The following is a 19,611-nucleotide window of genomic DNA, read 5'->3' on the forward strand; positions in this document are numbered from 1 at the left end:
GACTATTCCAACCTGAGCACGGCAAGGAAGGCTTCTTGTGGAATTTCCACGTTGCCGACCTGCTTCATGCGTTTCTTACCGGCCTTTTGCTTTTCAAGCAGCTTTTTCTTACGGCTTACGTCACCGCCGTAGCATTTGGCCAATACGTTCTTTCTGAGTGCCTTGACGGTGGTCCGGGCGACGATCTGACCGCCAATGGCAGCCTGGATGGCCACGTCGAACATCTGACGAGGAATCAGTTCTTTCATCTTCTCGGTCAACTGGCGACCTTTGAAGTGCGAATTGTCACGGTGCACGATCAACGCCAGGGCGTCGACCTTGTCACCGTTGATCAGCACGTCCAGTTTCACCAGATTAGCCGATTGGTAACGATCGAAATGGTAATCCAGCGAAGCATAGCCGCGACTGGTGGATTTGAGGCGGTCGAAGAAGTCCAGGACCACTTCGTTCATCGGCAAGTCATAAGTGACCTGCACCTGATTGCCGAGGAACAGCATGTCGACCTGTACGCCGCGTTTCTCGATGCACAGGGTGATGACGTTACCCAGGTGCTCCTGTGGAACCAGGATGTTGGCCCGCACGATTGGCTCGCGCATGTCTTCGATCGCCGACACATCCGGAAGCTTGGATGGGTTGTCGACGTAAATCGTTTCACCGGTTTTCAGCACCAGTTCGAAAATTACCGTTGGCGCGGTGGTGATCAGGTCCAGGTCGTATTCGCGCTCCAGGCGCTCCTGGATGATCTCCATGTGCAGCATGCCGAGGAACCCGCAACGGAAGCCGAAGCCCAGTGCGTCGGAGCTTTCCGGGGTGTACTGCAGCGACGAGTCGTTCAGGGTCAGTTTCTGCAGCGCTTCGCGGAAGTCCTCGAAGTCGTCGGAGCTGACCGGGAACAGACCGGCGTAAACCTGTGGCTGGATGCGTTTGAAGCCGGGCAGCACCGGGACATCCGGAGTCGAGCTCAGGGTCAGGGTGTCACCGACCGGTGCACCGTGAATGTCCTTGATGCTGGCAATGATGAAGCCCACTTCGCCGGCCTTGAGATCAGCGGTGGCGGTGTGTTTCGGGTTGAACACACCGACGCTGTCGACCAGGTGGATCTTGCCGGTGGATTTCACCAGGATCTTGTCGCCCTTCTTCACGCGGCCATGACGCACGCGCACCAGGGAGACAACGCCCAGGTAGTTGTCGAACCAGGAGTCGATGATCAACGCTTGCAGCGGATCTTCGATGTTGCCGGTCGGCGCAGGAATGGTCGCGACCAGACGCTCGAGCACTTCGTCGACACCCAGGCCAGTCTTGGCGCTGCAGGTGACGGCGTCGGTGGCGTCGATGCCGATGATCTTCTCGATCTCGTCCTTGACGCGGTCCGGCTCGGCCTGTGGCAGGTCGATCTTGTTCAGCACCGGCATGACCTCGAGGCCCTGCTCGATGGCGGTGTAGCAGTTGGCCACGGACTGGGCTTCAACACCCTGACCGGCATCGACCACCAGCAACGCACCTTCACACGCCGCCAGGGAACGGCTGACTTCGTAGGTGAAGTCGACGTGGCCCGGGGTGTCAATGAAGTTCAGCTGGTAGGTGACGCCATCTTTGGCTTTGTAATAGAGAGTAACGCTGTGGGCCTTGATGGTGATCCCGCGTTCGCGCTCCAGATCCATGGAATCCAGTACCTGGGCTTCCATTTCACGCTCGGCCAGGCCACCGCACATCTGGATGAAACGGTCAGCCAGCGTCGACTTGCCATGGTCAATGTGGGCGATGATGGAGAAATTGCGGATATGACTCAAATCACTCACGGATCAACACTCAAAAAGGCTGCAGGCTTGGCCCGCCGAAAAATAGCCGGGAATTGTACCTGATACACGGCGCAAGCGTCACGTTCGCCTGTCACCCGGATTGCATACGAAAACGCCCCGATCTGTCGACCGAGGCGTTTTCGCGATTAAAGCATTGGCAACAACGCGGCCATCAACCGGCCCGTCGCAGCAACCAGACGCCTGCCAGCGCACAGACCGTGGCCGGCACCAGCACCGCGAACAGCGGCGAGAAACCGAACACCAGGCTCGATGGGCCGAGCAAATCCTGGACGATGCGGAAGGTGAAGCCCACCAGCACACCGGTGAACACCCGCTGACCGAGGGTTACCGAGCGCAACGGACCGAAAATGAAGGAAATCGCCATCAGCACCAGTGCGGCGGTGACCAGCGGCTGCAACACCTTGACCCAAAATGCCAGCCAGTAACGACCGTTGCTCAGGCCCTGATCCGCCAGATAGTGGATATAGCCCCACAGACCGGAAATCGACAGCGCCTCAGGCGCCATCACCACCGTGTTGAGCAATTGCGGACTCAGCGACACGTCCCACTCCTCGCTCGGCGCATTCACCACTTCGGTACTGCGTTCGTGGAAAACCGTGGTAGCTACGTCGGTGAGCAGCCAGCGCTTGCCGTCGAAATCCGCACGTTTGGCGAAACTGGAGCTCAGCAGGTGGCGCTCTTTGTCGAAGTGATAGCGGGTCACGCCATACAACAGGCCGTTGGGTTGCACGGCGTTGATATGGATGAACTCCTCACCCTGACGGTGCCACATGCCGTGCTTGGCGCTTTGCGCGTCGCCGCTGCCTTGCGCCAGCGAGCGATTGGCCTGGGCCATGCTTTCGGTGGCCGGAGCCACGTACTCGCCAATCAGCACGCCGGCCAGCATCAGCACCAGCATCGGCTTCATGACCGCCCAGACGATGCGCCCGATGGACACACCCGCCGCACGCATGACCGTCAGCTCGCTGCTGCTGGCCAGACTGCCGAGGCCGATCAGACAGCCGATCAGCGCGGCCATCGGCAGCATTTCATACAAGCGACGTGGCGCGGTGAGGATGACGAAGCTCAGCACATCGGTCAGCGTATAGGTATCGCTGACGTCGCCCATCTCGTCGATGAAAGCGAACAGTGTCGCCAGACCCAGAATGATCGCCAGCACGGCGATGATCGCCATGAACACACTGCTGCCGATGTAGCGGTCGAGTTTAACCACGGGCCACCTCCAGCGCAGCGCTGCGACGGCTGGCCAGTTTCAGGCGCATGGGCTCCCAGTACAACAGGCCGAGACCGATGACCAGGAAGATCCCGTGCACCCACCACAAGCCGAGGCCCGACGGGATCTTGCCTTTTTCGAGGGCGCCGCGGGCGGCAATCAGGATGGTCAGGTAAGCCATATAAAGAAGAATCGCCGGCAGCAGCTTCAGGAAACGGCCCTGACGCGGATTGACCCGCGACAGCGGCACCGCCATCAGAGTCACGATGAATACCAGCAACGGCAGCGAAAGGCGCCATTGCAGTTCGGCCTTGGAGCGCACGTCGTCATTGCTCAGCAGGGTCGAAGTGGGGATCGCATCACGGTCGGTGACTTCGTCACTGGCATCAGGTTTGGGCAGCAATACGCCGTAGGTGTCGTATTGGATCGCACGATAATCGGCCTGGCCCGGACTGCCGTCATAGCGATAGCCATTGTGCAGGATCAGGTAGCGGTTGCCGTCCGGACGGATTTCCTGACGGCCCTTCTCGGCCACCAGCACGGAAATCCCTCGGTCTTTCTGATCGGAACCGAGGTTCTTCTGCGAGATGAACACGCCGCTGAGATTGACGCGATCATCAGTCAGCGTTTCGGTGTAGGTCACCCGGGTGCCGTCACGCAACTCCTGAAAACGGCCAGGCTCTAAGGTATCGAACTCGGTCAGGGCGTCCTGCTTGTTCAGCAACAGCTGAAACTGGGTGGCGCCCTGCGGGGCCAGGCTCAGGCTCAGCCACGCGACCACCAGTGCCACCAGCGTTGCCGGGAACAGGGTCATGCGCAGCAGACGCTGCTGACTCATGCCGGTGGCCGAGAGCACGGTCATTTCGCTTTCGAGGTACAACCGGCCGTAAGCCAGCAGGATCCCGAGAAACAGCCCCAATGGCAGGATCAGTTGCATGAAACCCGGCAGGCGGTAACCCATGATCAGGAACAGCGATCCCGGATCGAGTTGGCCCGCAGCGGCCTGGGCAAGGTATTTGATGAAGCGACCGCTCATGATGATGACCAGCAGCACGGCGCTGACGGCGCTCAGGGTCAACATCACTTCACGGGACAGATAACGGAAGACGATCAAACCAGACACTCCAGGGTTGTCAGGCTAAGGCGGCCAAACAAGCAAACGTTTCGAGCGGCCCGCAAGGCAGAGCCGTCGAAAAAAGATGCGGCATTATCCTGTGATTGAGGGCGCCTGTCACTGCGCACACTCACCCAAGCGTGTAATCGGTTGAAGATCGTGCCGCCGAGGGTTGTCAGGCGCAGGGAGCGAGGTTCAAACTGCCGCCTTTGTCGCAGGCACTGGCCTGCGTCTCTTCTATCTATAAGCAGGCGACTGCGGACACCGTCGAACGCCTGTGTGTTGACCATTCATTCAGGGATCCGGACATGGAACTGGTTGTAAAAAGCGTTAGCCCAGAAACGTTGAAAACCGCCACCCTGGTGGTTGCCGTCGGCGAAGGCCGCAAACTCGGCGTGGCCGCCAAACAGGTCGACGAGCTGAGCGGCGGCGCGATCAGCGCCGTACTCAAGCGTGGCGATCTGGCCGGCAAGGTCGGTCAAAGCCTGCTGCTGCACAGCCTGCCGAACCTCAAGGCCGAGCGCGTGCTGCTGGTCGGCGTGGGCAAGGATGAAGAACTGGGCGACCGTCCGTTCCGCAAAATCGTTGCCGGCATCCTCAATACCCTGAAAGGTCTGGGCGGCAGCGACGCCGTACTGGCCCTGGATGAAATCATCGTCAAAAACCGCGACAGCTACGGCAAGACCCGTCTGCTGGCGGAAACCCTGGTGGACGGCGAATACACTTTCGACCAGTTCAAGAGCCAGAAAGCCGAACCGCGCGCCCTGAAGAAAATCACCCTGCTGACCATCAAGGCAGCCCAGGCTGAAGTGCAGCGCGCCGTGACCCACGCCACCGCGATCGCCAACGGTATGGCCTTCACCCGCACGTTGGGCAACCTGCCGCCGAACATTTGCCACCCGACGTTCCTTGGCGAGCAAGCCAAGAACCTCGGCAAAGAGTTCAAGGATCTGAAAGTCGAAGTCCTCGACGAGAAGAAAATCAAAGCGCTCGGCATGGGTTCGTTCTACGCCGTCGGCCAGGGCAGCGCCCAGCCGCCGCGCCTGATCGTCATGCAATACAACGGTGGCAAGAAGTCCGAGAAGCCTTACGCGCTGGTCGGTAAAGGCATCACCTTCGACACCGGCGGCATCAGCCTCAAGCCGGGCGCCGGCATGGACGAGATGAAATACGACATGGGCGGCGCTGCCAGCGTGTTCGGCACCCTGCGTGCGGTGCTCGAGCTGAAGCTGCCGATCAACCTGGTGTGCATCCTCGCCTGCGCCGAAAACATGCCGAGCGGCACTGCTTCGCGTCCGGGCGACATCGTCACCACCATGAGCGGCCAGACCGTGGAAATCCTCAACACCGACGCCGAAGGCCGTCTGGTGCTGTGCGACGCGCTGACCTACTCCGAGCGCTTCAAGCCGCAAGCCGTGATCGACATCGCCACCCTGACCGGTGCCTGCGTGGTTGCACTGGGCGCCCACACTTCGGGCCTGCTGGGCAACAACGACGAACTGATCGGGCAACTGCTCAGCGCCGGTAAAGCCGCTGACGACCGCGCCTGGCAACTGCCGCTGTTCGACGAATACCAGGAGCAACTGGACAGCCCGTTCGCCGACATCGCCAACATTGGCGGGCCGAAGGCCGGCACCATCACCGCTGCGTGCTTCCTGTCGCGCTTCACCAAGAACCTCAACTGGGCGCACCTGGACATCGCGGGCACCGCGTGGACCAGCGGCGGCAAGGACAAGGGCGCCACCGGTCGTCCGGTGCCGCTGCTGACCCAATACCTGCTGGACCGCGCCAAAGCCTGAAACCGATGAACCTGGGCGGCGTCACTTTACGGTAACGCCGCTCAAGGCTCAGGAACCGCAATGACCAAAGTCGACTTCTATATCCTGCCCAGCGCCGACCCTTCGGCTCGTCTGGACTTTGCCTGCAAGCTCACCGAGAAAGCCTGGCGCATGGGTCATCGCATCTACCTGCATTGCAGCGATGCTGCCCAGCGTGACGATCTCGATGCGCGCCTGTGGGCGTTCAAGGGCGAAACGTTCGTGCCCCACGGCCCTGCCGAGAGCGAACCGGACGGTTTGATCGTGCTGGGAGTGGGCGCTGACTGCGGCGCGCATCAGGACCTGCTGGTCAACCTCGACCTGAAAGTCCCGGCCTTCGCCAGCCAATTCGCCCGCGTGGCGGAAGTGGTGGTGGAAGATCCGGTGATTCGCGCGGCGGCACGGGAGAGTTTCCGTTTCTACCGCGAACAGGGCTATCCTCTGCAAGATCACCGTTTACAGCGACTCTGAGTACGCCGATGGACACTCCAAAACCGCTGCAAAAGCCTGCGCACCTGCTGGACGATCTCGAATCGATCCGCCAGTTGCTCGGCGATGACAACCTGCAACCGCCACTGCTGACCGACACGGTCGATGACGGTGAACAGGAACAGATTCCGATGTTGTTCGAGGCCGTCGACACCGCGCCGCCCGCCATCGAACCGCCCCAGGCTCCGGCCCCGGCGCCTGCTGCCAAACCGGCAGCACCTGTGGATAAAGGCCCGGACGCCCTGCTGCACCTGGACAGCGAACTGCGCGCCGCTGCGCAACTGATCATGCAGGACGTGATCGACGACTTCGCGCCGCACATCGAAACCGAAATCAAACGCCGCCTCGAGGCGCGGATGGAGCGGTTGCTGAGCCAATACGAATAACCCGGCCTCCGGTATTTTTTGTGGCGAGGGAGCTTGCTCCCGCTGGGGTGCGAAGCGCCCCCAGAACTATTCAACAGTGTTTTGTCCGCGAAGCCTGCGTGGCAGTGTTTACGACTGCTGCGCAGCCGAGCGGGAGCAAGCTCCCTCGCCACAGAGTTCGCGATCACATTTAGGTCTCCACCCGGCCCGCCCCGCTCGCCCTCGGCCCCATGCCCCGCTATACTTCCCGGCTTTTCCTGAATAAATGCCAATAGGGTCCCGCCGCGCATGGATAAGACCTACCAGCCGCACGCCATTGAAACTTCCTGGTACAACACCTGGGAGTCCGAGAACTATTTCGCACCGCAAGGCGCGGGCGATTCCTACACCATCATGATCCCGCCGCCGAACGTCACCGGCAGCCTGCACATGGGTCACGGTTTCAACAACGCGATCATGGACGCCCTGATCCGTTTCCGCCGCATGCAGGGTCGCAACACCCTGTGGCAGCCGGGCACCGACCACGCCGGTATCGCCACGCAGATGCTGGTCGAGCGTCAACTGGAAGCCACCGGCCAGAACCGTCACGACCTGGGCCGCGAGAAATTCCTCGAGAAAGTCTGGGAGTGGAAGGATCAGTCCGGCGGCAACATCAGCCGCCAGATCCGCCGCCTCGGCTCGTCCGTGGACTGGAGCCGCGAGCGCTTCACCATGGACGACGGTCTCTCGGAAGCGGTTAAAGAAGCCTTCGTGCGCCTGCACGAAGACGGCTTGATCTATCGCGGCAAGCGTCTGGTCAACTGGGACACCAAGCTGCACACGGCGATTTCCGACCTCGAAGTGGAAAACCACGACGAGAAAGGTTTCCTGTGGAACCTCAAGTACCCGCTGGCCGACGGCGCGAAAACCGCTGAAGGCAACGATTTCCTGATCGTCGCGACCACCCGTCCGGAAACCATGCTCGGCGACTCCGCCGTCGCGGTTAACCCGAACGACGAACGCTACAAAGCCCTGATCGGCAAGTTTGTCGAGCTGCCACTGGTTGGCCGCCGCATCCCGATCATCGCCGACGATTACTGCGATCCTGAATTCGGCACCGGCTGCGTGAAAATCACCCCGGCGCACGATTTCAACGACTACGAAGTCGGCAAGCGCCACAACCTGCCGCTGCTGAACATCTTCGACAAGAACGCCAACGTGCTGCCCGCCGCCCAGGTGTTCAACCTCGACGGCACGCTGAACGACAGCATCGACGGCAAGATCCCGGCTGAATACGCCGGTCTCGAGCGTTTCGAAGCGCGCAAGCAGATCGTCGCGGCGTTCGATGCCGCCGGCCTGCTGGTCAGCGTCGACGATCACAACCTGAAAGTGCCGAAAGGCGACCGCTCCGGCACCGTCATCGAGCCGTGGCTGACCGACCAGTGGTACGTTTCCACCAAGCCGCTGGCTGAGCCGGCGATTGCTGCCGTTGAAGACGGCCGTATCCAGTTCGTGCCGAAGCAGTACGAAAACATGTACTTCTCGTGGATGCGCGACATCCAGGACTGGTGCATCAGCCGTCAGCTGTGGTGGGGCCATCGGATTCCGGCCTGGTACGACGAGTCGGGCAAGGTCTACGTCGGTCGCGACGAAGCCGAAGTGCGTGCCAAGCACAACCTCGGCCCGGACGTTGCGCTGCAACAGGACAACGACGTGCTCGACACCTGGTTCAGCTCGGGCCTGTGGACCTTCTCCACCCTCGGCTGGCCGGAAAAGACCGAATTCCTGAAGAAATTCCACTCCACCGACGTGCTGGTCACCGGTTTCGACATCATTTTCTTCTGGGTTGCCCGGATGATCATGCTGACGATGCACCTGATCAAGAACGAGGACGGCACCCCGCAGGTGCCGTTCAAGACCGTTTACGTGCACGGTCTGGTGCGTGATGGCCAGGGCCAGAAGATGTCCAAGTCCAAGGGCAACGTCCTGGACCCGCTGGACATCATCGACGGTATCGAGCTGGAAGCCCTGGTGCAGAAGCGCACCTCCGGCATGATGCAGCCGAAACTGGCGAAGAAGATCGAGAAGCAGACCCGCGACGAGTTCGCCGACGGCATCGCCAGCTACGGCACCGACGCCCTGCGCTTCACCTTCTGCTCGCTGGCGTCCACCGGTCGCGACATCAAGTTCGACATGGGCCGCGTCGAAGGCTATCGCAACTTCTGCAACAAGATCTGGAACGCCGCGCGCTATGTTCTGGACAAGGGCGAAGACTGCGGCCAGAACGGCGAAGCCTACGAGCTGTCGCTGGCGGATCGCTGGATCATCTCGCAGCTGCAACGCACCGAAGCCGAAGTGACCCGTCAACTGGATCAATTCCGTTTCGACCTCGCCGCGCAAGCGCTGTACGAGTTCATCTGGAACCAGTACTGCGACTGGTACCTGGAACTGTCCAAGCCAGTGCTGTGGGACGAGAACGCCCCGGTCGAGCGTCAGCGCGGCACCCGTCGCACGCTGGTGCGCGTACTGGAAGTGGCGCTGCGTCTGGCGCACCCGTTCATGCCGTTCATCACTGAAGAAATCTGGCAGCGCATCGCGCCGCTGGCCGGCATTCAGGGCAAGACGATCATGCTGCAACCTTGGCCGGTGGCCAACGAGGAGCGCATCGATCCGGCCGCCGAAGACGACATCGAATGGCTCAAGGGTCTGATGCTCGGCACGCGCAACATCCGTGGCGAGATGAACATCGGCCCGGGCAAACCGCTGCCGATCTACCTGAAGAACGTCAGCGCTGAAGACCAGCGTCGTCTGACCGAAAACGAAGCACTGCTGAAGAAGCTGGCGCGTCTGGAGTCGATCACCGTTCTGGCCGCTGGCGAAGAAGCGCCACTGTCTGCCACCGCGCTGGTCGGCGAGATGGAAGTGCTGGTGCCGATGGCCGGCCTGATCGACAAGGGCGCCGAACTGGCGCGTCTGGACAAGGAAATCCTGCGTCTGCAGGGCGAAGTTCAGCGCGTTGGTGGCAAGCTGTCGAACGCCGGTTTCGTTGACAAGGCCCCGGCCGAAGTCATCGAGAAGGAACGCGCCAAGCTGGCCGAGGCTGAACAAGCCCTGGGCAAACTGGCCGAGCAGCACGCGCGGATTTCCAGCCTGTAACGGCAAGCCGCAATGAACAAGGGAGGCCCGCAACGGCCTCCCTTTTTTATTCAAGAATCGCTACAAATCCCCTGTGGGAGCGGGCTTGCTCGCGAATGCGGTGTGTCATTCAACCTGTGTGTTGGCGGGCACACCGCTTTCGCGAGCAAGCCCGCTCCCACAGTTTGAACGGTGTTGCCTTTAGATGTGGGACAATACCCGCCACTTTCAGCCATACCCGAATCGATCACACCCATGAACGCCCCCCGCACACCCAAACCTGCGCGCAAGAAGCCTGATGCCGCGACCCCGACCAAAGCCGTTGAGTCGCGTGAAAAGGCCAGCCTGCACCCGCGCAATCGCCACCAGGGTCGCTATGACTTCCCGGCGCTGATCAAGACCACGCCGGAACTGGCGAAGTTCGTGATCACCAACCCGTACGGCAAGGAAAGCATCGACTTCGCCAGCCCCGATGCGGTGCGCGTGTTCAACCGGGCGCTGCTCAAGTCGTTCTATGCCATCGAACATTGGGACATCCCGGCAGATTATCTGTGCCCACCGGTCCCGGGCCGTGCCGATTACGTGCACTTCCTCGCCGACCTGCTGGCGAGCATGAACGACGGCAAGGTCCCGCGCGGCGCGATCGTCAACGTGCTGGACATCGGCATGGGCGCCAACTGCGTGTATCCGCTGATCGGCAACAGCGAATACCGCTGGCACTTCCTCGGTTCGGAAATCGACCCGACGGCCGTGGCCGCCGCCCGAGCCATCGTCCAGTCCAACGACCTGAACAAGGTCATCAAGCTGCGCCAGCAGGAAAACCGCAAGCACATCCTGATTGGTCTGCTGGAGCCGGGCGAGCGCTTTGACCTGACCATGTGCAACCCGCCGTTCCACGCTTCGATGGAAGAGGCGACCAAGGGCAGCGAGCGCAAATGGCGCGCACTGGGCAAGGCCGATCCGAAACGCAAGCTGCCAGTGCTGAACTTCGGTGGTCAGTCCGCCGAACTGTGGTGTGAGGGTGGTGAAGCGCGTTTCGTGACGCAACTGATCGCCGAGAGCGCGAACTTCCAGCACAAGGTGCTGTGGTTCAGCACCCTGGTGTCGAAAGCCTCGAACCTGCCCGCCATCGAAACCGCGCTGAAAAAGGCCGGCGTGCTGGAAAGCCAGGTAGTGGAGATGTCGCAAGGGCAGAAGCAGAGCCGCTTTGTGGCGTGGACCTTCCAGACCAAGTCGGAGCAGCAGATCTGGCGTCGCGAGCGCTGGACGCGCTAAACATTGCATAGACCGGCGCTGGTCAATTGTGGGAGCGAGCCTGCTCGCGAAGGCGGCGTGTCAGTTAACTTCATTATTGACTGACGCAGCGCTTTCGCGAGCAGGCTCGCTCCCACATTGGATTGCGTGGCATCGCCAAATCGCAGACACAAAAAAACCGTGCCCGGATCGCTCCGGTGCACGGTTTTTTTATCGCTGCGTCTTACTTGTTCACAGCGTCGGTCAGGCCTTTGGCCACAACCAGCTTGATCACTTTCTTTGCAGGGATTTCGATGGCAGCGCCAGTCGAAGGGTTACGGCCAGTGCGGGCAGGACGCTCGGTCACTTTCAGCTTGCCGATACCTGGCAAGGTGATTTCGCCGCCGTTTTCCAGCTGATCGGCAACGATTTGGCCCAGTTGGTCCAGAGCGTTACGCGCGGTGGTTTTCGGCGCGTCGATAGCTTCAGCGATGTCGGCGATCAGTTGGTCTTTAGTAAGAGCCATGTAGTGTTCCTTCCCTATCAAATTCATATGGATTGCAGAGTGCAGTGTCAGCCATCGAGCCCGATCTTCTGGATCTGGCACCCTCGGCGATAACCACGACGAGTCGGGTTATAGATGCCGAAATCAGGGTTTGGTTCGACCTGACAAATGCTGATTGCACGCTTAACGCAGTGACTTCGCGTAAGACCGGGCAAAACTAGCACAGAGACGGGGAAATATCCGCCTCTAGCTACCCATTTGGTCAGGTTTATTGCTCTAAATCGGTAAAAAACTGCATAAGGACCGCCACCCGCCCCGGATTTGCCCTTCACCCCGCGCCAAAACCAGTGGTTGCGGTACACTGGGCGCTTTTTCGGGGGAGCCTGCCCTCCTCCCTTCCACCAGCCGAGAAGCCCATGCCGATCCGTCATTGCATCGTCCACCTGATCGACAAAAAACCCGACGGCACGCCCGCAGTTCTGCACGCCCGTGACTCTGAACTGGCTGAGTCCGCGGCCATCGAGAACATGCTCGCCGACCTCAACGAGAGCTACAACGCCAAACAGGGCAAAGCCTGGGGCCTGTTCCATCCGGAATCCGGCGCGTTCCCGTTCAGCGGCTGGCTGAAGGAATACATGGACGGTGGCAAGGACTTCGCCGCGTTCAGCAAAGTCGCGGTCGAGCATCTGCAGAAGTTGATGGAAGAGTCGAACCTGTCGGTCGGCGGCCACGTGCTGTTCGCCCACTATCAGCAAGGCATGACCGACTACCTGGCGATCGCCCTGCTGCACCACAGTGAAGGCGTGGCGGTGACCGATGAGCTGGACGTGACCCCGTCGCGTCACCTCGACCTCGGCCAATTGCACCTGGCGGCGCGGATCAACGTGTCCGAGTGGCAGAACAACAAGCAGTCCAAGCAGTACATCTCGTTCATCAAGGGCAAGAACGGCAAGAAGGTTTCGGAATACTTCCGCGACTTCATCGGCTGCCAGGAAGGCGTCGACGGCCCGGGTGAGACGCGCACCCTGCTCAAGGCCTTCAGCGACTTCGTCGAGAGCGAAGACCTGCCGGAAGACTCCGCCCGCGAAAAAACCAAGACCCTGGTCGATTACGCCAGCAGCCAGGCCAAGCTCGGCGAGCCGATGGGCCTGGAAGAGCTGTCGGAGTTGATCGACGAAGAACGCCCGAAAGCCTTTTACGACCACATCCGCAACAAGGACTACGGTCTGTCGCCGGAGATTCCGGCGGACAAACGCACCCTTAACCAGTTCCGCCGCTTCACCGGCCGCGCCGAAGGCCTGTCGATCAGCTTTGAAGCGCACCTGCTGGGTTCGAAGATCGAGTACGACGAAGAGGCCGGCACCCTGATCATCAAGGGCCTGCCGACCTCGCTCACTGATCAGCTCAAGCGCCGCAACTGATGCTCGGTAATGTGCTGAAGAAGGTCGCACTGGTTCTGCTGGTGGTCGTGGTCTATCAGAACTGGGGCAAGATCGAGCGGGTGTTCAATCCGTCGCAAATGGTCTCTGAGCAGGTTCGCGCCAACGCCCATGTCGTGCTGTATTCCACCGACTGGTGCGGCTACTGCAAGCAGACCAAGCGTTTTCTCGACAGCAAAGGGATTGCGTTCCAGGAGTTCGACATCGAAAAGGACGCCGAGGCGCGCAAGGCGTATGAAGCGCTGGGTGGACGCGGGATTCCGTTGATTGATGTGAATGGCACGTTGATTCGCGGGTTCGACCCGGACGAGATCCTCGCTGCCCTGAAATAACACACACCTGTGGCGAGGGAGCTTGCTCCCGCTGGGCTGCGAAGCGGCCCTCGCTTTTCAGGGCGAGCGCGCGTTCGCATATTTTGCGACTGCTGCGCAGTCGAGCGGGAGCAAGCTCCCTCGCCACAGGATGTTGTGTGTAACCGTTACTTGGCTTCGATGCGGAAACCAAAGCGCGGGAAGTGCACATGCACCACGCCGCCACGCGGGTCTTCGCGGCGCAGGATCAGCTCTTCGCGGCCAGCAAACAGCAACTCACCCACCACCGGATCAACCCCGTAGTCTGTGGCGGCAATCGCCACCTGCTGCCCGGCCTTGAAACCGTTCGGATCTTCAAACTGCTCATCCGGCAGCGCCGCCGGCGTCGAGCTGCGCGCCACTTCCAGCGCTTCCTCGGCCGTCATCTCACTCGCCGCACCATGACCAAAGCCCAACACGCGCCCCAGCCACGCAGCGACAGCCGGATACTCGTCCACCAACGGCGCAGTGACGTGCGTCGCCTTGAGGAACCACAGCGGATGCGCCAGAGCGAAGTCGGCAATCGACGGCTCACCGAAGAGGAAGTCGCCCTGCTCACGCTGCAATTGCTGCTCCAGCCGCGCCATGAGCGTTGGCCACTGATGCTTGGCCTGTTCGGCCGACAGCCGCGTGGCGCTGCCGCCACTGAACAGCCCGGCACGGTCAGCGATAAAGGCCTTGATCGCTTCCGGCGGCAACTTGCCGAAACGCACAGCGACCGATTCCGGCTGAAACACCAGACTGACCGCGTGCTGGAACACCACCGAATCGGCCCACGCCGCGAAGCTGGCACTGGTCATTTCCTGACCTTCAGGGAAGAACGCCGGCAGGGCTTTTTCCTGCTCCAGACGACGGGCGATCAACGACGTGTCGCAATAGATATCGGCACCGATCTGCAACACCGGGGTCTTGCGGTAGCCGCCAGTCAGCGCGGTCAGATCCGGCTTGGGCATCACCGGCGAAATGTGCACCGAGCGCCAGGACAAGCCTTTGAAGCCCAACAGCAGACGAGCCTTCTCGGCAAATGGGGAGGTCGGGTAATGATGCAGAATCAACTCGGACATGCTCGGCTCCGCCGCACAAAAAGTGAGTCAGCAGCTTAGCGTGCATTTGGATAGCAGCCTACAGATCTGGCTGATGGGAACCGATCAGTCAGATTGATAAGACGCGACCAGGCATTCCTTGGCGCTCTTGCGCAGCTTCTTGATCAAGCGTTCCTGACGCAACGCATCGCTCTTGTCGCGGCAACGTTCGGTGTAGACCAGCGCCATCGCCGGGCTGGACAGGAAGAAGCGCGCGCCCTTGCCGCTCTGATGCTTGGCGAAGCGGCGCACCGGGTCGTCGCTGATCCCGCAATACAGCGAACCGTTGGCCGCGCGCACGAGGTAGACGAACCAGGACTTGCTCACTGGCTCGACGACATCAAGTGGTTTTTCGCTGAGGCTGGTCACTTCGGGATCTGGACGTGTAGGAAACAGGCCGCGATCTTATCAGCGACCGGCCTGAAATGCCTTCAGCCCTTTCAGCGCCTGCGCACGGACGGCGTTGCGCACCAGCGGCGTCCAGCCCAGCAGCAAGCCTTTGAAACCCAACGCCTGCCGCGACCAGCGCCACAGGTCGAAGTGGTCGTGGTGCTCGCAGATTTTGCCGTCACGAAAGACGAAGCGCGCCTGTATATCGTTGATCACCACGTTGCCGGTCTGGCTGAACAGGTAAGTCGCCACCCAGTGCGCGCCGCCACTGCGTTCGTCGGCGCGGACATTGTCGAAAGTCAGGGAGAAGTCCTTGGCCCGGGTGGTGAGCATGCGCCACATGTCGCCGGCATCGCGCCCGCGCAGTTCACCGAAGGCCGGATCGCTGAACACCACATCGTCGGTGTAGCAGGCGGCCATGGCCTCGGCGTCGAGGCGCTGGAAGGCCTGGTAGAAGCGGGTGATCAGGGCGGCGTGGGCTTCGCTCATGGGCAAACTCCAGGAAATGGACAGATTGCCAGCACGATAAGCTGCAAATCGCAGAAACACTATCGGCATTCGCAGAGCGAATACCACGCAAGATTTAAAGCACCGCAAAAACTGTGGGAGCGAGCTTGCTCGCGAAGAGGCCGGCACATTCAACATGATCTGTGCCTGAACCACCGTCTTCGCGAGCAGGCTCGCTCCCACATGGGATATCACTGGCCCCAAAAAAGGGCTACGCGTCAGATTTTTTCGCTTTGCACTTGCACGTACAGCGAGCGCCCGGCACCCAGCCCGGCAATGATCGCCCCGGTGCCGATGATGCCGAAAATCCAGCCCACCGCATTCCAGCCGCCGGTCCAGTCATGCACCACGCCGACCGCGAACGGCCCCATCGAAGCCAGCGTATAACCGAAGCCCTGGGACATGCTCGACAGGTTCGCCGCGACGTGCGAATCCCGTGAGCGCAGCACGATCAAAGTCAGCGCCAGGCTGAACGTACCGCCCTGCCCCAGGCCCAGCAGAATCGCCCAGCCCCACAGGCCTTCAATCGGTGCATACAGGCAACCGAACAGACCACCGAGGGTCAGCGCCATCACCACCACGATCGCCAGCCGCTGATCCTTGCCACGGGTCGCCAGCCACGGCGCCGCTAGCGAACTGGCGAGCTGGATGATCACCGAGCCGGACAGCACCAGCCCGGCCTGGGTCGGGGTCAGCCCGCGGCCGATCAGGATCGAAGGCAACCAGCCGAACACGATGTACGCCAGCGACGATTGCAGGCCCATGTACAAGGTCACTTGCCAGGCCAGCGGATCGCGCAACAGCCCACGCACCCGATAGGCGACGTGGTGCGCGCCGTGTTTCTGCCCGACCTGCGGCAGCCAGAACAGCGCCGCCACCAGCGCCGGGATCACCCAGAAACCCAGGCCCAGCGCCCAGCTGTGGTCGAAGTGCTCGCTCAACGGCACGGTCGAACCCGCCGCCATTGCCGCACCGAGGCACAGGGCCATGGTGTAGACGCCGGTCATGGTTCCGGCGTGTTTGGCGAAGTCGCGTTTGACGATGCCCGGCAGCAGCACACCGATAATGCCGATGCTCGCGCCACCGAGAACACTGCCGGCGAACAGGCCGATCTCACCGAAGTTGCTGCGCACAATGATGCCGGCGGCCAGGGTCAGCAGAATCCCCAGCACCACCCGTTCAGCGCCGAAACGCCGCGCCAGTATCGGCGCCAGCGGTGCGAACAGGCCCAGGCACAGCACCGGCAACGTGGTCAGCAAACCGGCCTGCGCAGCAGACAGCCCGAGGCTTTTCGACACTTCGCTGAGCAGCGGCGCCATGCTCGACAGCGCCGGGCGCAGGTTCAGCGCCACCAGAATCAGCCCCAGCAGCAACAGCCACGGGCGGCGTACCAGCGGATGGCTTTGCTGCACTTGTTCGTCGTCGGCCTCGGCGTCGTTCAGCAGTTCTTCGAGTTCTGCCGTGCGCTTGGGGGTTGAGAGGTTGTTCTCGGTTTCAAGGTTCATTGATCAACTGCCTCGATATGGCTTTGGCCCGTTCCGGGTCGCGTTGTTCGACGGCATCGAGCAACTCGATGTGCAGGTCGAACACTTCCTGACGGCGCGGGACGATGTTCAGCGTCTGGCGCAATTGCGCGCCGACGATGCTGGAGAAATAGCGATACAACTCGCTGAGGGTGGGGTTATGCGCGGCGTCCACCAGACGGCGGTGGAACACCAGATCGCAGGAAATGTAAGTGTCGAGATCGCCGTGGTAGTGGCTGCCGCTGGTGCCGAGCGCTTCGCGCAGCGCGAGCAGGTCTTCATCGGTGCGGCGCAACGCGGCCAGGCCAATCGCCTCGACTTCAAGGATGTGCCGGGTTTCGCGCGCCTGCTCCAGCGAGCAACGGGACAACGCCTTGAGCGTGTCCATCGGATCGACCACTGCGCGCAGATAACTGCCGTCGCCCTGACGGATTTCGATCAACCCGGAAAACGCCAGCACGCGCATGGCTTCGCGCACGGTGTTGCGGCTGATGCCCAACTCGCTGCACAGCTCCGGCTCGGTGGGCAGCCGTGCGCCGACCTGCCACACGCCATCGGTGATGCGCTGGCGCAGCTGATCCAGGGCCTGATCGACCAGGGATCGCTTGATCAAAGGTGAGATGTCTGTCATGAAATTCGCCCTTTCATCCAATCATAGGATGAATTTCCTGACATGGTAGTCAGGCAGCCGAATCGGCACAAGGGGCAAATCGCGGGCAAAAATAAACCCGGAACAGGTCCGGGTTTATTTTACTGGCTGGTTTCGATCAATGCAGGATCTGGCTCAGGAACAGTTTGGTGCGGTCATTCTGCGGGTTGTCGAAGAAGTCGTTCGGTGCCGCTTGCTCGACGATTTCGCCCTTGTCCATGAAGATCACGCGGTTGGCCACGGTGCGGGCGAAGCCCATTTCGTGGGTTACGCAGAGCATGGTCATGCCGTCCTCGGCGAGGCCGATCATCGTGTCCAGCACCTCTTTGACCATCTCCGGGTCGAGGGCCGAGGTCGGTTCGTCGAACAGCATGATTTTCGGTTTCATGCACAGTGCGCGAGCAATCGCCACGCGCTGTTGCTGACCGCCGGACAGTTGCCCCGGGAATTTATGCGCCTGCTCCGGAATGCGTACGCGCTCCAGATAATGCATGGCGATTTCCTCGGCCTTGCGCTTGGGCATCTTGCGCACCCACATCGGCGCCAGCGTGCAGTTCTGCAGGATGGTCAAGTGCGGGAACAGGTTGAAGTGCTGGAACACCATGCCGACTTCGCGGCGGATCGCTTCGATCTGCTTGAGGTCGTTGGTCAGTTCCACGCCGTCGACGACGATGCGGCCCTGCTGGTGCTCTTCCAGACGGTTGAGGCAGCGGATGGTGGTCGACTTGCCGGAACCCGACGGGCCGCACAGGACGATACGCTCGCCCTGTTTGACGTTGAGGTTGATGTCTTTCAGCACGTGGAACTGGCCGTACCACTTGTTCACGCCCTGCATCTGAATAATGCCTTCAGGGCCCACAGGCTTTTTGATTGCTTCGCTCATTTACCGAGAACTCCTAACGCTTGTGGCCAGTGTCGAGCTTGCGTTCCAGATGCATGGAATAGCGCGACATACCAAAACAGAAAATCCAGAACACCAGGGCGGCGAACACGTAGCCTTCGGTGGCCATGCCCAGCCATTTCGGGTCGGCAGCGGCTTGTTTGACGCTGTTGAGCAGGTCGAACAGGCCGATGATGATCACCAGGCTGGTGTCCTTGAACAGCGCAATAAACGTGTTGACGATGCCCGGAATCACCAGCTTCAGGGCTTGCGGCAGAATCACCAGGCCCATCGCGCGCCAGTAACCGAGGCCCATCGCCGCAGCCGCTTCGTACTGACCTTTGGGGATCGCTTGCAGACCGCCGCGCACCACTTCGGCAACGTAGGCCGACTGGAACAGAATCACGCCGATCAGCGCCCGCAGCAGCTTGTCGAAGTTCATGCCTTCGGGCAGGAACAGCGGCAGCATTACCGAGGACATGAACAGCACCGTGATCAACGGCACGCCGCGCCAGAACTCGATGAAGGTCACGCAGACCACGCGAATCGCCGGCATGTTCGAGCGACGGCCCAGCGCCAGAATGATCCCCAGCGGCAAAGCGCCGGCGATACCCACGGTGGCAATGACCAGCGTCAGCATCAGGCCGCCCCACTGGCTGGTCGCCACGGTGTCGAGGCCGAACACGCCGCCATGCAGCAGGCACCACGCGACGATCGGGTAGATCACCAGGAAGCTCAGGCCGTACACGGCTTTGTGCGCCACGCGTTTGATGAACAGTGGCGCCACGCCGATCACCGCCAGCCACACGGTCAGGTCGACGCGCCAGCGCAGTTCCGCCGGGTAATAGCCGTACATGAACTGGCCGAAACGCTGCTGAATGAACACCCAGCAGGCGCCTTCCTTGGTGCAGTCGGCGCGGGTGGTGCCGACCCAGTTGGCATCGAGAATCGCCCAGCTGAGGATCGGTGGGACCACGAGGTAGATCAGGTAGAACGCGAACAGGGTCAGCAGGGTGTTGAGCCAGCTGGAGAACATGTTGGCGCGTATCCAGGCCATCGGGCCGAAGACCTTGGCCGGCGGTGGCATGTCGGGTTTGAAAGTATGGGTTGTCATGCGCGTT

The 19,611-nt window shown here is 61.2% G+C and carries 18 protein-coding genes; 7 read left to right on the top strand and 11 right to left on the bottom strand.

Features of this window, described 5'->3' with window-relative positions; translation table 11 throughout:
- Positions 1–2 precede the first annotated feature (2 nt).
- The 3 genes from lepA to lptF form a co-directional block, all read right to left on the bottom strand.
- The gene (lepA, locus tag LCH64_RS14460; RefSeq protein WP_003221926.1) at positions 3–1,799 is read right to left on the bottom strand and encodes a translation elongation factor 4; all 1,797 of its coding nucleotides are present in this window, start codon (positions 1,797–1,799) and stop codon (positions 3–5) included.
- Positions 1,800–1,971: 172 nt separating this feature from the next.
- The gene (gene lptG / locus LCH64_RS14465; RefSeq protein WP_003221924.1) at positions 1,972–3,033 is read right to left on the bottom strand and encodes an LPS export ABC transporter permease LptG; all 1,062 of its coding nucleotides are present in this window, start codon (positions 3,031–3,033) and stop codon (positions 1,972–1,974) included.
- Positions 3,026–4,147 carry an LPS export ABC transporter permease LptF gene (gene lptF, locus LCH64_RS14470; protein ID WP_201135732.1) on the bottom strand — a complete coding sequence of 374 codons (1,122 nt, stop codon included), beginning with the start codon at positions 4,145–4,147 and terminating at the stop codon, positions 3,026–3,028. Before lptF ends, lptG begins: the two co-directional genes overlap by 8 nt.
- Before the next feature lie 308 nt (positions 4,148–4,455).
- On the opposite strand from lptF, the gene LCH64_RS14475 reads away from it, so the two are divergent.
- From LCH64_RS14475 to rlmF, 5 genes are all read left to right on the top strand, one after another.
- The gene (locus LCH64_RS14475; RefSeq protein WP_003221920.1) at positions 4,456–5,946 is read left to right on the top strand and encodes a leucyl aminopeptidase; all 1,491 of its coding nucleotides are present in this window, start codon (positions 4,456–4,458) and stop codon (positions 5,944–5,946) included.
- 60 nt (positions 5,947–6,006) lie between these two features.
- The gene (locus LCH64_RS14480) at positions 6,007–6,435 is read left to right on the top strand and encodes a DNA polymerase III subunit chi (protein ID WP_226500582.1); all 429 of its coding nucleotides are present in this window, start codon (positions 6,007–6,009) and stop codon (positions 6,433–6,435) included.
- A gap of 8 nt (positions 6,436–6,443) precedes the next feature.
- Complete coding sequence (locus tag LCH64_RS14485; protein WP_003221916.1) at positions 6,444–6,839, top strand: hypothetical protein; 396 nt, start codon at positions 6,444–6,446, stop codon at positions 6,837–6,839.
- 267 nt (positions 6,840–7,106) lie between these two features.
- Positions 7,107–9,953, top strand: coding sequence for a valine--tRNA ligase (locus LCH64_RS14490; protein ID WP_007965170.1), 2,847 nt, complete (start codon positions 7,107–7,109; stop codon positions 9,951–9,953).
- Between the two features lie 234 nt (positions 9,954–10,187).
- Entirely contained in the window at positions 10,188–11,207 is a 1,020-nt protein-coding gene (rlmF, locus tag LCH64_RS14495; RefSeq protein ID WP_226500583.1) for a 23S rRNA (adenine(1618)-N(6))-methyltransferase RlmF, read from the top strand.
- A 202-nt stretch (positions 11,208–11,409) separates the two neighbouring features.
- On the opposite strand, the gene LCH64_RS14500 is transcribed toward rlmF, so the two are convergent.
- A complete protein-coding gene (locus tag LCH64_RS14500) occupies positions 11,410–11,691 on the bottom strand; it encodes an HU family DNA-binding protein (protein ID WP_003221909.1) in 282 nt (93 codons plus the stop codon).
- A 395-nt stretch (positions 11,692–12,086) separates the two neighbouring features.
- Here LCH64_RS14500 and yejK point away from each other — a divergent pair, with 395 nt between their 5' ends.
- Together yejK and LCH64_RS14510 are read left to right on the top strand one after the other, a co-directional pair.
- Positions 12,087–13,091 (top strand): nucleoid-associated protein YejK, encoded by a 1,005-nt coding sequence (gene yejK / locus LCH64_RS14505; protein WP_003221908.1) that lies wholly within the window; start codon positions 12,087–12,089, stop codon positions 13,089–13,091.
- Positions 13,091–13,441, top strand: a complete 351-nt coding sequence (locus LCH64_RS14510; protein WP_226500584.1) for a glutaredoxin family protein — start codon at positions 13,091–13,093, stop codon at positions 13,439–13,441. Before yejK ends, LCH64_RS14510 begins: the two co-directional genes overlap by 1 nt.
- 146 nt (positions 13,442–13,587) lie before the next feature.
- Here the strand turns inward: LCH64_RS14510 and LCH64_RS14515 are convergent, their stop codons facing one another.
- The 7 genes from LCH64_RS14515 to LCH64_RS14545 form a co-directional block, all read right to left on the bottom strand.
- On the bottom strand, positions 13,588–14,523 hold the full coding sequence (locus LCH64_RS14515) for a glutathione S-transferase family protein (RefSeq protein ID WP_226500585.1): 936 nt from the start codon (positions 14,521–14,523) through the stop codon (positions 13,588–13,590).
- A gap of 84 nt (positions 14,524–14,607) precedes the next feature.
- The gene (locus LCH64_RS14520) at positions 14,608–14,910 is read right to left on the bottom strand and encodes a GIY-YIG nuclease family protein (RefSeq protein WP_003221903.1); all 303 of its coding nucleotides are present in this window, start codon (positions 14,908–14,910) and stop codon (positions 14,608–14,610) included.
- A 39-nt stretch (positions 14,911–14,949) separates the two neighbouring features.
- On the bottom strand, positions 14,950–15,420 hold the full coding sequence (locus LCH64_RS14525; RefSeq protein ID WP_003221901.1) for a nuclear transport factor 2 family protein: 471 nt from the start codon (positions 15,418–15,420) through the stop codon (positions 14,950–14,952).
- Positions 15,421–15,656: 236 nt separating this feature from the next.
- Positions 15,657–16,943 (bottom strand): CynX/NimT family MFS transporter, encoded by a 1,287-nt coding sequence (locus LCH64_RS14530; RefSeq protein WP_226500586.1) that lies wholly within the window; start codon positions 16,941–16,943, stop codon positions 15,657–15,659.
- Positions 16,933–17,592, bottom strand: a complete 660-nt coding sequence (locus LCH64_RS14535; protein WP_201135739.1) for a FadR/GntR family transcriptional regulator — start codon at positions 17,590–17,592, stop codon at positions 16,933–16,935. Before LCH64_RS14535 ends, LCH64_RS14530 begins: the two co-directional genes overlap by 11 nt.
- Positions 17,593–17,728: 136 nt before the next feature.
- Positions 17,729–18,493, bottom strand: coding sequence for an amino acid ABC transporter ATP-binding protein (locus tag LCH64_RS14540; RefSeq protein ID WP_003221897.1), 765 nt, complete (start codon positions 18,491–18,493; stop codon positions 17,729–17,731).
- Between the two features lie 13 nt (positions 18,494–18,506).
- On the bottom strand, positions 18,507–19,604 hold the full coding sequence (locus tag LCH64_RS14545) for an amino acid ABC transporter permease (RefSeq protein ID WP_226500587.1): 1,098 nt from the start codon (positions 19,602–19,604) through the stop codon (positions 18,507–18,509).
- Positions 19,605–19,611 lie beyond the last annotated feature (7 nt).

The sequence above is a fragment of the Pseudomonas sp. MWU16-30322 genome (assembly GCF_020515535.1).
In the GTDB taxonomy this organism is placed as follows: Bacteria; Pseudomonadota; Gammaproteobacteria; order Pseudomonadales; family Pseudomonadaceae; genus Aquipseudomonas; species Aquipseudomonas fluorescens_H.